General features: G+C 68.3%; 14 protein-coding genes. 12 read left to right on the forward strand and 2 right to left on the reverse strand.

All coding sequences use genetic code 11. From position 1 onward, the window contains the following. Positions 1-134: 134 nt before the first annotated feature. The 3 genes from BRESU_RS15515 (at position 135) to BRESU_RS15525 (ending at position 4,248) form a co-directional block, all read left to right on the forward strand. Positions 135-1,712 carry a carboxylesterase/lipase family protein gene (locus tag BRESU_RS15515; RefSeq protein WP_013270512.1) on the forward strand — a complete coding sequence of 526 codons (1,578 nt, stop codon included), beginning with the start codon at positions 135-137 and terminating at the stop codon, positions 1,710-1,712. Then, positions 1,712-2,404 (forward strand): DUF1345 domain-containing protein, encoded by a 693-nt coding sequence (locus BRESU_RS15520; protein WP_013270513.1) that lies wholly within the window; start codon positions 1,712-1,714, stop codon positions 2,402-2,404. The genes BRESU_RS15515 and BRESU_RS15520 overlap by 1 nt, the downstream gene beginning before the upstream one ends. Before the next feature lie 293 nt (positions 2,405-2,697). Further along, complete coding sequence (locus tag BRESU_RS15525; RefSeq protein ID WP_041761708.1) at positions 2,698-4,248, forward strand: DEAD/DEAH box helicase; 1,551 nt, start codon at positions 2,698-2,700, stop codon at positions 4,246-4,248. Positions 4,249-4,324: 76 nt separating this feature from the next. On the opposite strand, the gene BRESU_RS15530 is transcribed toward BRESU_RS15525, so the two are convergent. Beyond that, entirely contained in the window at positions 4,325-5,638 is a 1,314-nt protein-coding gene (locus tag BRESU_RS15530; protein ID WP_013270515.1) for an outer membrane protein transport protein, read from the reverse strand. 184 nt (positions 5,639-5,822) lie between these two features. Further along, on the reverse strand, positions 5,823-6,584 hold the full coding sequence (locus tag BRESU_RS15535; protein WP_013270516.1) for a competence/damage-inducible protein A: 762 nt from the start codon (positions 6,582-6,584) through the stop codon (positions 5,823-5,825). Between the two features lie 145 nt (positions 6,585-6,729). On the opposite strand from BRESU_RS15535, the gene map reads away from it, so the two are divergent. The 9 genes from map (at position 6,730) to BRESU_RS15580 (ending at position 12,702) form a co-directional block, all read left to right on the forward strand. Then, positions 6,730-7,545 carry a type I methionyl aminopeptidase gene (gene map, locus BRESU_RS15540; RefSeq protein ID WP_013270517.1) on the forward strand — a complete coding sequence of 272 codons (816 nt, stop codon included), beginning with the start codon at positions 6,730-6,732 and terminating at the stop codon, positions 7,543-7,545. A gap of 81 nt (positions 7,546-7,626) precedes the next feature. Further along, a complete protein-coding gene (locus BRESU_RS15545) occupies positions 7,627-7,878 on the forward strand; it encodes a hypothetical protein (protein ID WP_013270518.1) in 252 nt (83 codons plus the stop codon). A 107-nt stretch (positions 7,879-7,985) separates the two neighbouring features. Beyond that, a complete protein-coding gene (gene radC, locus BRESU_RS15550; protein WP_013270519.1) occupies positions 7,986-8,735 on the forward strand; it encodes a RadC family protein in 750 nt (249 codons plus the stop codon). Continuing rightward, a complete protein-coding gene (locus BRESU_RS15555; protein WP_013270520.1) occupies positions 8,732-9,250 on the forward strand; it encodes a GNAT family N-acetyltransferase in 519 nt (172 codons plus the stop codon). The genes radC and BRESU_RS15555 overlap by 4 nt, the downstream gene beginning before the upstream one ends. A 99-nt stretch (positions 9,251-9,349) precedes the next feature. Next, positions 9,350-9,592, forward strand: coding sequence for a BolA family protein (locus tag BRESU_RS15560; protein ID WP_013270521.1), 243 nt, complete (start codon positions 9,350-9,352; stop codon positions 9,590-9,592). 6 nt (positions 9,593-9,598) lie between these two features. After that, the gene (locus tag BRESU_RS15565; protein WP_013270522.1) at positions 9,599-10,507 is read left to right on the forward strand and encodes an aldo/keto reductase; all 909 of its coding nucleotides are present in this window, start codon (positions 9,599-9,601) and stop codon (positions 10,505-10,507) included. Positions 10,508-10,613: 106 nt separating this feature from the next. Next, positions 10,614-10,991 (forward strand): Grx4 family monothiol glutaredoxin, encoded by a 378-nt coding sequence (gene grxD, locus BRESU_RS15570; RefSeq protein ID WP_013270523.1) that lies wholly within the window; start codon positions 10,614-10,616, stop codon positions 10,989-10,991. Positions 10,992-10,994: 3 nt separating this feature from the next. Further along, positions 10,995-11,420: an acyl-CoA thioesterase gene (locus tag BRESU_RS15575; protein ID WP_013270524.1), complete on the forward strand. Its 426-nt coding sequence runs from the start codon at positions 10,995-10,997 to the stop codon at positions 11,418-11,420. 220 nt (positions 11,421-11,640) lie between these two features. Then, entirely contained in the window at positions 11,641-12,702 is a 1,062-nt protein-coding gene (locus BRESU_RS15580; RefSeq protein ID WP_013270525.1) for a sensor histidine kinase, read from the forward strand.

Consider the following 12,702-nt stretch of genomic DNA (forward strand, 5'->3'; position numbering starts at 1 on the left):
GGGAGCCGGCTCGTAACAATGCGTGATCGCACTAGAGCGGGGCCCACGCGGGCCTGCAAGCCCGCCCGCGAATGACACCGGTGACAGCGCGACGAACACAGGCCTAGTCTGGCGAAAAATCCGGAGGACGCCCCGTGGACCGCAGACTTCTCATCGGCCGTCGCAGCCTCATCGCCGCCGGCCTCGCCCTGCCGCTCATGACGACGCGCGCACGGGCGCAGGATGGCCACCCCGTCGTCGCCACCACCAACGGCCCCGTGCGGGGCCAGCGGGATGCGGACGTCGCTGTCTTCAAGGGGATCCGCTACGGGGCCGACACGGGCCCGCGCCGCTTCCAGCCGCCTGTCCGGCCCACGCCGTGGACCACCCCGCTCGACGCTTTAGACTACGGGGCCGCCAGCTCTCAGGGTGGTTCCGAGCCGAACCAGTCCGAGGATTGCCTGTTCCTGAACGTCTGGTCGCCGGGCCTCGACGCCGGGCGTCGCCCCGTCATGGTCTACATCCACGGCGGGGCCTATTCGAGCGGATCAGGGTCCAGCCCGCTCTATGACGGCACGCGTCTGGCCCGCCGGAACGACGTCGTGGTGGTGACGGTCAATCACCGGCTGGGGCCCTTGGGTTACGCCTATCTGGCGCGCATCGCGGGCGCGCCCTTCCTCGACAGCGGCAATGCCGGACAGCTGGACCTGATCCTCGCGCTGCAGTGGGTGCGCGACAACATCACCGCCTTCGGCGGCGACCCCGACCGCGTCATGGTCTTCGGCCAGTCGGGCGGCGGGGCCAAGATCGCGACCATGATGGCGACGCCGGCCGCCGGGGGCCTGTTCCACCGGGTCGCGACCATGAGCGGCCAGCAGGTGACGGCCTCCGGTCCCTGGAACGCCACCCGACGCGCCACCACATGGCTCGACGCCCTGGGCCTGCCGCCCGACCGCGCGGCAGAGGCGGCGACCCTGCCGGTCGAGGCCCTGCTGAAGGCCACCGAGGCGACCGACCCCGTGCTGGGCTTCGGCGGCCTGTATTTCGGTCCGGTGCTCGACAACCGGTCCCTGCCGCGCCACCCCTTCTATCCCGACGCGCCCGCGCAGTCGGCGCACATCCCGATGATCATCGGCAACACCCACGACGAGACCAAGGCCTTCCTCGGCGGAGATCCGGCGAACTTCGCCCTGACCTGGGACGACCTGCCGGGCAAACTGACCAACCAGGTGTTCCGCATCGACGTCGCGCCCGAACCCGTCATCGCGGCCTACCGCCTGATGTATCCGGCCTACTCACCCTCCGACGTCTTCTTCGCTGCCAGCACGGCGGGCCGGTCCTGGCGCGGGGCCATCATCGAGGCCGAGGCGCGAGCGGCCTCGGGATCTCCTGCCTTCGTCTATCAGCTGGACTGGGTCTCCCCGATCGACGGCGGGCGGCGCGGGGCCATGCACACCGACGACATCCCGCTGTCGCTGGACAACGTCATGGCGACCGGCAGCCGGGCCCAGGGTCCGCAGGCGCAGAGCATGGCCGAGCGGCTGTCGCGCGCCTTCGCCGCCCTGGCCCGCGACGGCGACCCGAACCATGCCGGCCTGCCGGACTGGACGCCCTACGACCTCACCCGGCGTCAGACGATGATCATGGACGAACCGGCCCGGATGGAGGACGATCCGCGCGGCGGCGAGCGCCGCCTGTTCGCCGCCATCCCCTACGTCCAGCCCGGAACCTGATGCCCCGACAGCCGTCGAAGCCCGCCGCGCCCGAGCCTGCCGCACGATCCGGGCCCCGGCTGTTCCGGCTGCACGGCCACCTGCTGATCGCACTGGCGCTGGCGATCGTCGTCACCCTGGCGTCGCCGTCCGAATGGCGCTGGACCGTGCGGCTGGCCAGCGGCTGGGACGCGGGCGTGGCCCTGTTCCTGATGCTGACCTTCATCAAGATGGCGCGGGCCCGGTCGGTCGACGCCATCCGCCAGCGCGCGGCCGACCTCGACGAAGGCGGGACCGGCGTGCTCCCGCTCAGCCTGCTGGCCGCCACGGCCAGCGTGGTCATCGTGGTGTCGGAGGCCGCCTCGGCCAGTGGCGAGAACCCCGCCACGGCCGCCGCCCTGATCCTGGGCACCGAGGCCCTGTCGTGGCTGTTCGTCCACGTCATCTTCGGGCTGCACTATGCCCACCGGTTCTATGCCCCCGACGAAAAAAACGAGGACGCCGGCGGGCTTGTCTTCCCGGGCACCCAGGAGCCCGACTACTGGGACTTCCTGCACTTTTCGCTGGTCATCGGCGTGGCGTCCCAGACCGCCGACATTCAGATTTCCGAACGACGCATCCGCCGTCTGGCCACGGTCCACAGCGTGACCGCCTTCGTCTTCAACACGGTTCTGGTGGCCCTCGCGGTCAACCTGGCGGTCAACCTGATCTAGCGACCGGCGTAACGCCGCCTTGACTTTGCCGTAACAACGGCCCATCTGCCGCCACGTCGCACTCTAGCGATCCCCGGTGCGCTCCAGCGCGTGTGGGTCTTGCTCCCAAGCGAAGACCTGACTGTAGCAGCGGCCGGCCCTCAAGATTCATTCGCTGCCCGGACACGCGGGGCGGCGCCCGATCAAGCCCGCGATTGCCATTCAGGCGATCCGTCGGGATTGGCGGCGCGCGGTCCTTTGGCGTCAATGCCCGGCCGATGCGTGTCGCCGCATACGCGAAAGACACCCGCTCCATGAGCACCACCTTCGAATCCTTCGGCCTGAATAAGGCCCTGCTGCAGGCCCTCACCACCGAGGGCTACACCGTCCCCACCCCGATCCAGGCCCAGGCCATTCCCTCGGTCATGCTCGGCAAGGACCTGCTGGGCATCGCCCAGACCGGCACCGGCAAGACCGCGGCCTTCGCCCTGCCGATCCTGCATCGTCTGGCCGAAAACCGCGTCGCCCCCCTGCCCCGCACCACGCGCTGCCTGATCCTGTCGCCGACGCGCGAACTGGCCAGCCAGATCGCCGACAGCTTCAAGGCCTATGGCCGTCACCTCGGCTTCAAGGTCGCCGTCGTCTTCGGCGGCGTGAAATACGGTCCGCAGGAGCGCGCCATCCAGGCCGGTCTCGACGTCCTGGTCGCCACCCCCGGCCGCCTGCTGGACCACATGCAGCAGAAGACCCTCGACCTGTCCTCGACCGAGATCTTCGTCCTCGACGAGGCCGACCAGATGCTGGACCTGGGCTTCGTCAAGCCGATCCGCCAGATCGTCAGCCGCATCCCGGCCAAGCGCCAGAACCTGTTCTTCTCGGCCACCATGCCGACCGAGATCGGGAAACTGGCCGGCGAGCTCCTGAAGGAGCCCGTCAAGGTCCAGGTCACGCCGCAGTCGACCACGGTCGAGCGCATCAACCAGTCGGTCATCCACGTCGAACAGGGCAGGAAGCGCGCCCTGCTGACCGAGATGTTCGCCGACGACAACTTCACCCGCTGCCTGGTCTTCACCAAGACCAAGCACGGCGCCGACAAGGTCGCGGCCTATCTGGAAGCTGGCGGCGTCCAGGCCGGAGCCATCCACGGCAACAAGTCCCAGCCCCAGCGTGAACGCACCCTGGCGGCCTTCAAGGCCGGCAAGCTGCGCGTTCTGGTCGCCACCGACATCGCCGCGCGCGGCATCGACGTGGACGGCGTCTCGCACGTCGTGAACTTCGAACTGCCCTTCGTGCCGGAAGCCTATGTCCACCGCATCGGCCGGACGGCGCGTGCGGGTGCCGACGGTTCGGCCATCAGCTTCGTCGCCGGCGACGAGATGAAGCTGCTCAAGGACATCGAGAAGGTCACGCGCCAGAAGATCCCGGCCACCGACCGCCGCAACGACAAGTCGCTGGGCCTGCTCGACCAGTCGATCATGGCCGCCGGTGTCGGCACCAAGGCCACCATGCCCGACCGCGAGGAGCGTCCCCGGGGCGAGGGTCGCAACCGCAACCCGCGTCGTGATGGCGTGAAGAAGGAGCACGGCGGCCAGCCGCACCGTGTTCGCGGCAAGGGTGCCCCGAACCGGGACGGCGCCCGTGACGGCGGACGCGATCAGAACCGTGGCCACAACGGCGACCGTTCGATCACCAACGTCGTGCCGTTCGACCCGCTCGCGGCCGATCGCGCCCGTTCGGCCGCCAACGCCAACCGTCCAGTCTCCAGCAATCAGGGCGGCGAAGCCAAGCCCGAGGGCGAGATCCGTCGTCGCCCCCGCGGCCGTCGCCCGTCCAACGGCGGCAAGGGCTACGTCGCCAAGGGCTGAACCGCCCTGACGCGCACATGAAAACGGCGGGCCCCGCGAGGGACCCGCCGTTTTTCTTTGCCGGTCGCAGGCGGGATCAGAACGCCCAGCGCACTCCGACCGAGGCTGCGATGCCCTGACCGTCGGCCGTACCGCGCAGGCGGCTGGTCGTGGCGGCCGGCGTGCCGGCATAGAAGGTCCGGTCGCTCGAGATCGTCGTGTCGTCCAGCGCGATATAGGTCAGGGCTGTATCGACCGTGATCGCGTCGGTCGCCTTGATCGACATGCCGCCCGAGTACAGGAAGCGGTCGCCGTCGGGGATGCGGGCCGTACGTTCGCCGTCCTGCGTCGGCGTCGGGTCATAGGCCACGCCGCCCCGGAAGGTGACGCGGTCGTTGGCCACGTAGTCGAAGCCGACCGAGCCGCCGGTCGTGTCCTCGTAGTCCTGGACGATGGTGTCGCCGCCGGTCGCATACTGTACGCGGATGGCATCGAACTTGGACCAGCCGACGCGGTTGACCTGACCGTTCAGGGTCAGGCGGTCGTTGACGGCATAGCGCACCGAGGCCGAGGCGAACCAAGGCGTGGTGAAGCTCGCCGTGCCCTCGCTGGCGACGTTGCCGGTCGCGATCGGGCCCAGCAGACCCGAGATGTTCACGTCCCCGTCCAGCTCGTGCTCGATCTCGGACCGGTAGCTCAGGCCGAAGTCCCACGCGCCCTTGTGGACCTGGGCCCCGACGTTCCAGCCGTAGTCCACGCCGTCGCCTTCCAGCGTCGAGCGGCCATCGGCCAGCAGCGGCGACAGGTTGGGCAGGCTGGAGCTGAGGAAGGCCTCCACATACTGGATGTCGACGCCCGCGCCGACGTCCAGCCAGTCGTTGACCTGATAGGCGGCCGTCAGGCCGACGTTGCCCGACCGCAGTTCCGAGGTCAGGGCGTCATAGCGGGTGAACGCTCCAGGCTCGTACTTGGTCGTGAAGTTGTAGGGGGCCGCGACGCTGATGCCGACCGCGAACCGGTCGCCGACCGGCATGGCGAAGGCGAAGTTGGGGACCAGGCCGCTCTCGATGGGATCGCCCTCGTGACCCGTGCCCAGCGGCCCGGTGACCGGCACGGTCACGCCGCCCGGATAGGTGAGGGTGGAGCCCGCATTGTCGACGCCGGAATCCAGCAGCAGGCCGTGCAGGCCGACATAGACCTCGCGTCCGCTGCGCGCGATCGAGGCCGGGTTCCACCACAGCGACGACACGCCGGTGTCCGCCGTCTCGCCGGAATAGGCGCGGCCCGCGCCACGCGCCGACTGTTCCTTCAGATAGAAGGTCTCGGCCAGCGACGGCGTGGCCACCGCCATCAGGGCGGCGACGGAGACGGCAAGGCGAAGACCGCCGACCGGGGTCGTGGAAACGGGCATGGAGCATCCTTTCGGACGCTCCCGGTTCCGGGGAGCGTCGCTGGCAATCGGGGAGGAAAGGGCGGGGAGGCCCTCGTCACCATCAAGTGCGCGACTTGGTCATTTGTTGCAATGTAACCGATGCCAATGTTGCAAACTTGTGATCCGACGCCCGATGTTCGGCGAACCTTGCAAGAAACCGTCCTTAAGTGGCGATCTTGACCGTCAGAATACCGTCCTGGGCTAGCCGGCTCGCCAGGGCGTCGATCGCGGCGTCCACAAGCGCGGCGTCGCGACCGCGCACGACCAGATTGGTACCCACCTCCCCATCCGATCCCGCCCCGAACGGGTAGCTGCCGAACGACAGGTCGCGGCTGGTCCTGGCAGCCTCGGCCAGGGGGGCCGCGATCGCCCCCTCGCCCACCCCCGTGACCCGGAGAGTCCGCGCATGGACGACCGCGCCGGTCCGCAGCCGGGGGGCCACGTCCTCCAGCATCGCCGTCATGATCCTGGGCACGCCGGCCATCACGAAGACATTGCCGATCTGGAACCCCGGCGCGTCGGTTACCGGATTGGCGATCAGCACTCCGCCGTCCGGGATCCGCGCCATGCGCCGCCGGGCCGCGTTCAAATCGTCGGGGCTGTAGCGCCGCTGCAGGATCGCCAGGGCGTCGGCCCGCTCGCCGATGGGGACGCCGAACGCCTCGGCTACACAGTCGGCGGTGATGTCGTCGTGGGTCGGCCCGATGCCGCCGGTGGTGAAGACATAGTCGTGCCCGGCTCTCAGCGCGTTCAGCGCCGCGACGATCTGCTCGGGCCGGTCGCCGACCGTCCGCGCCTCCATCAGGTCGATGCCCAGCGCGCCTAGAAACCGCGCGATCGTGTTGAGATTGGTATCGGCCGTCCGCCCGGACAGGATTTCATCGCCGATGATCAGGACGGCGGCGGTCGGGGATGCGTGTTCCATGCCGCACACCTACGCCGCCCCGGCTCCGCCGCAAGGGGCGACGACGCCCCATGGGCCCGCCCGGCCCTAAACCGGCTTGAGATTCCGTGCTAGGCTCGCCATCTCATCCCCGAAACGCTGGCCCAGCGCGCCCGAGACCCCGCCGATGTACGAGACGCCCGACCTGGATACCGACACGCTGGTCCGCACCAGCGCCATCCGCCTGTACCAGCCCGACGATTTCGAGGGCATGCGGATCGCCGGCCGGCTGGTGGCCGACGCGCTCGACATGATCACCCCCTATGTCGTGCCCGGCGTCACGACCCAGGAGATCGACGACCGCATCCGCCAGTACACCCTGGACCGCGGCGGCCTGCCCGCCTGTCTGGGCTACAAGGGCTATATGAAGACCGTCTGCACCTCGATCAATCACGTGGTGTGCCACGGCATCCCCGGTGACCGGGTGCTGAAGGACGGCGACATCGTCAACATCGACCACACCGTGATCGTCGACGGCTGGCACGGCGATTCCAGCCGCATGTACGCAGTCGGCAACATCAACGCCCGCACGAAGAAGCTGATCGACGTCACCTATGAGTCCCTGGCGCTCGGCCTCGAGCAGGTGAAACCCGGCAACACCTTCGGCGACATCGGATTCGTGATCCAGCGCCACGTCGAGGCCAACCGCATGTCGGTCGTGCGCGACTTCTGCGGCCACGGCATCGGCCGACTGTTCCACGACAGCCCCAACGTCCTGCACTATGGCCGCAAGGGCGAGGGCGCGGTGCTGAAACCCGGCATGTTCTTCACCGTCGAGCCGATGGTGAACCTGGGCAAGCCGCACGTGAAGGTGCTGTCGGACGGCTGGACCGCCGTGACCCGCGACAAGTCCCTCTCGGCCCAGTGCGAACATACGGTCGGGGTGACAGAGGACGGCGTCGAGATCTTCACCGCCAGCCCGGCCGGCCTCTTCCAGCCCTAGAGCCTGGCTGCTCCGGTCGCGCGTCGGAACAAAGACGGCGGCGGCATCGTTTGACACTTCAGGTTGAACGAGGAGCTTGAAATGATCCGAGTGCTTGCCTTGGCCGCCGCGATGACGGCGATCCCTGTCGTGATGACGGCCCCGGTCGTCAACGCCGCCCCCGCCACCGTCTACGATCCGTGCGTTCGCGCCACGCAGGATTACCGACGCGCCCTCGCCGCCTATGAGGCCGCACAGACGTGCACGCGCAACCGCATCGTCTGCAATTCCCCGCAGGCGGAGGCCCGTCGTCTCAACGCTGCGCGGGAACGCATGGAAGACGCCTGCCGCTAGACTGCCCGTCGTGCTGGGGGCATCGCCTAGGTGCCCGCAGCACGGCGTTTCTTCCCCTTGAACAAAGTCTCGCGCCCGCTAGCCTGAACCAACCTCGGATTGTGGGGATGCGGGTGACTGATCAGGGCGAACAGGCCGTACCGGCCGGGCCAAAGGCCCTTCCCCATACCGTGGGCCATCGCGAACGTCTGCGCTGCCGCGCACGGAGCGCCGGCCTCAATCACCTGCCCGACTATGAGCTGCTGGAGTTGTTCCTTTTCCGCAGCCAGCCGCAGGGCGACGTCAAACCCATCGCCAAGGCCTTGCTGAGCCGGTTCGGCTCCCTCGCCGCCGTCCTGGCCGCCAGTGTCGAGGACATGATGACTGTCCGGACCCAGGATCTGAAGGGGCGAACGAAAGCGGTGGGGATGGAAACCGCGCTCGATCTCGCGGCCCTGCACGAGGTGGCCCAGCGCGTCGCCAAGGAGCCTGCGACCCGACGCCCGGTCATCTCGTCCTGGACGGCGCTTCTGGCCTACATCCGCCTGGCCCTGCAGCACGAGCCGCGCGAGCAGTTCCGGGTCCTGTATCTGGACAACAGGAACCAGCTGATCCTGGACGAGGTGCAGAACCGGGGAACCGTCGACCACGCTCCGGTCTATCCGCGCGAGGTCGTCCGCCGGGGTCTGGAGGTCAATGCCAAGGCGATGATCCTGGTCCACAATCACCCGTCGGGCGATCCCACACCCAGCCGCGCCGACATCGACATGACCCAGCAGATCATCCGGGCCGCCCGGCCGCTGAACGTCGAGGTCCACGACCATCTGATCGTGGGCCGCGAGGGCGTGACCAGCTTCAAGCAACTGGGCCTGATGTGACTGGTCCGATCCTGACGACCGACCGGCTGATCCTGACGCCGGTTGCGCTTTCCGACTTCGACGACCTCGCCCTCATCTGGCACGACGAAGCCTTCACCCGCGAAATCACCGGCCGTGCCCTGTCGCAGGAAGAGGTCTGGCTCCGCCTCCTGCGCGATCTCGGCCACTGGTCGGCGCTGGAACGCGGCAACTGGTCCCTGCGGCTGAAGGGCGATGGGGCGTACGTAGGCTCGGTCGGCGTGCTGGACTACCGCCGTGACGTCTCGCCTCCCCTCGACGCCCCCGAACTCGGCTGGGGCGTCCGCGGGGTCTTCCAAGGACAGGGGCTGGCGCGGGAGGGTGTCGAGGCTGTTCTGGGATGGGCCGACACCACGCTGGATGTTCCCCGCACCGTCTGCATGATCGGCCCCGGCAACCTCGCTTCCCTGCGCCTCGCCGGCCGCCTCGGCTACGTGACCTACGCCGAGGGAACCTATCACGGCGAACCCACGCTGCTGCTGGAGCGATCACGGTAGATGTCCCGGCCGGCGCGCGCTGGCACCCGCGCGCCGTAGCGACCCATTAACCCTTACGCTTCATTCTCCCCGCCGAAATCCCGGAGCCGTTCGTCCTCCATGCCCATGCCCGTCGAGACCCTGCACGCCTATCTGATCCAAGCCTTTCCCGACGCCGAGATCGCCATCGACGATCTGGCGGGCGATGGAGACCATTACCGCGCCCGCATCGTCTCGACCGCCTTCGCCGGCCTGCCCCGGGTCAAGCAGCACCAGCTCGTCTATGCCGCCCTGAAGGGCCACATGGGCGGTGCGCTTCATGCCCTGGCGCTCGAAACCTCCGCCCCGCCTACGACAGGCTGATCCGACATGCGCTATCGCCCGTTCGGCGCGTCCGGCGCCGCCATCTCCACCCTGACCCTCAGCCTGGGCCTCGACAGCCTGACGCGCGGGGTCGGTGCTGCCAGCGATCTGATCTATTCGGCGCTCGAGGCGGGCATCAACTCGTACCGGCTGGAGACCGCCGACCCGGTGCTGGCCGAGGTGGTCGGCCAGGCCCTGTCCAACGTCGACCGCAAGCTTCTGAACGTCAGCCTTGAACTGGGTGCGGGCGACGGGCGTCGCGGCTCGGCCCGCGACTTCTCGGCCGAGGGCATGACGGGGGCGATCGACCGGGCGCTGCATGTCTCGGGCCTCCGCTGGATCGATGTCGCCCTCCTGGAAGAGCCGGGCGAGGACGAGCTGCCGCAATCGTCGCTCAACGCCCTCAAGGCCCTGCGCGCCACGGGGCGGGTCCGCTATCTGGGCGTCAGCGGCGACAGCGATGTGATGGACGCCTATGTCTCGACCGGGGCCTTCGACGTCCTGGCCACGCCCTTCCACGTCAATGTCGACTGGAAGACGCGCTCGCGGATGCGGGCGGCGCGCGAACAGGACATGGCGATCCTGGCCTATGACTATTTCCCCGAAAGCCTGAGCACCGAAAAGAAGGCCGTCACCCTGAACCAGCCGAAGAAGGGCCTGTTCGGGTTCGGCTCCGGCGGCCGGCCCAAGGACGATCCGCTGGCCGGCGCGGGAACCTTCGCCTTCCTGCATCGCACGCCCCACTGGACCGCCGAGGCCATCTGCCTGGCCCACGCCATGACCGATCCATCGGTCTCCAGTGTCATGATCAAGGCGCGGGATGCCGAACGGCTGAACGTCCTGGCCGAGGTGCCCGAAAAGGACATGCCCCCCGGCCTGTCCGCCCAGATCGAGATGGCCCGGGTCGCGGCCTGAGACGCGGCCTGATCGGCGGACTGATCGCGTGCTGGTGATGGGCCAGACCCTTGACCGCTCCCGCCGCCATCCCTAGCTGACGCCTGCAACCGAAAGGCGTCCCACCGTGTCAGACCCCGTTCTTGATTCCGGCCTCGATACCGCGGCCCCGGCCGACCCGATCCACGCCTTCATCGCCCAGACGGTGGCGGAGCATCCGGTCGTGCTGTTCATGAAGGGCACGCCCGATTCTCCGCGCTGCGGCTTCTCGGCTCACGCGGTCCAGATCCTCGACCACATCGGCGCATCCTTCGTCGGCGTGGACGTGCTCCAGGACGACGGTCTGCGCGACGGCATCAAGACCTTCACCGACTGGCCGACCATCCCCCAGCTGTACGTGAAGGGCGAGTTCGTCGGCGGCTCCGACATCGTCAAGGAGATGTTCCAGGCCGGGGAACTGACCGCCCTGATGGTCGAAAAGGGCGTGCCGCTCGGCGAGGCCTAGGCTTTGGCCCGCACCGTCCTGGAGCCCCGCGCGGACCGTGAGGTCTTCGAACTGCCGCTAGAGATCCGCCCCGAGCACATCGACGACAACGGCCACGTCAACAACGTCGTCTATGTCGGCTGGCTGCAGGACGCGGGAACGGCGCACTGGAATGCCCGCTTCGACGCCGCAACCCGCGCGAAATGGTCCTGGGTCGCCCTGAGGCACGAGATCGACTATCTGCGCGCCCTGCAACCGGACGCCACGGCCGTGGCCCGCACGTGGGTGGGCGACCCCCGCGGGCCCCGGTTCGCCCGCTATGTCCGCATCGAGGACGGCGAGGGTCGCCTGTGCGCCCAGGGCGTCTCGGAATGGTGCCTTGTCGAGGCCGCGACGCTCAGACCGACGCGAATTCCCGCGACCATGTTGCCGACGTTCGAGCGAAGCTGACCGGCCCGGGCAACGCCTGCTATACTCAAGCGTTACCGTATCTGGACCGTCGTACTCCACTGATCGGGAGTCTTTCGGATTGCGCACACGTGCCTAAGGCGCAATAGGTTTTAGTACGACGTCAGTCAGCCCCAGAAAATCGGCTGCTGTCTCTTTCCGCAAATCTCGGCCGGGTATGTCTTTCGCTTCGCGAGACTCCGGATCATCCAAGGGGCCAGCTGTGTCTGCCCATACACCTCTGCATCCCGACGGCCCGCTCAGCCTCGCCCTGGCCGTGGTGGGGTCCTCAACCGCGCCCCTGCTCCTGCTGGACGAGACGCTGAAGGTCATAGCCGCCAGCACCTCGTTCTGCGTCGCCTTCGACGTCGACCCGGACCGGATCGTCGACCGGTTTCTGGGTGAGATCGGGACCGGCGAATGGAACAAGCCCCAACTGCGCGTGCTGCTGGAAGCCACGGCCGACGGCAACGCCGCCATCGCCGCCTATGAGATGGATCTCAAGGGCATGAAGGCGGGCGTGCGCCGGCTGGTGATCAACGCCCAGCGCCTGAACTATTCCAACGCCGACCCGGTTCGACTGCTCATGACGATCGAGGACGTCACCGCCGCGCGCGAAGGCGAAAAGCAGAAGGACGACCTGCTGCGCGAAAAGGCGATCCTGCTCCAGGAGCTGCAGCACCGCGTGGCCAACAGCCTGCAGATCATCGCCAGCGTCATCCTGCAGAGCGCCAGGAAAAGCACGTCCGAGGAAACCCGCATCAACCTGCGCGATGCCCACAGCCGCGTGATGTCCGTTGCCGCCCTTCAGCAGCAGCTGGCGGCGTCACGGCTGGGAGCCGTCGAGCTCGAGCCCTACTTCACCCAGCTGTGCAAGAGCATCGCCGCCTCGATGATCCACGACCCGACGCGGCTGAAACTGACGGTCGAGGCCGACGAAAGCAGCACGGACGCCGACGTCTCCGTCAGCCTGGGCCTCGTCGTCACCGAACTGGTCATCAATGCCCTGAAGCACGCCTTCCCGGGGGGCCGCAGCGGCACGATCGTCGTGGCCTATCGCAGCCACGGCCCGAACTGGACCCTGTCGGTCCGGGACGACGGCGTAGGCATGCCCAGGGACGCCGCCAGCGCGACCCCGGGCCTGGGCACCAGCATCGTCGAAGCCCTGGCCAGGCAGCTCAAGGCGCGCATCCAGGTCGAGAGCGGCAGCCACGGCACCCTGGTGTCGGTGATCCATAGCCAGCTCGCGGCGGTCGAGAACCCCCTGCTGGGTGCCTCCGCCTAG

The organism is Brevundimonas subvibrioides ATCC 15264 (assembly GCF_000144605.1).
In the GTDB taxonomy this organism is placed as follows: domain Bacteria; phylum Pseudomonadota; class Alphaproteobacteria; order Caulobacterales; family Caulobacteraceae; genus Brevundimonas; species Brevundimonas subvibrioides.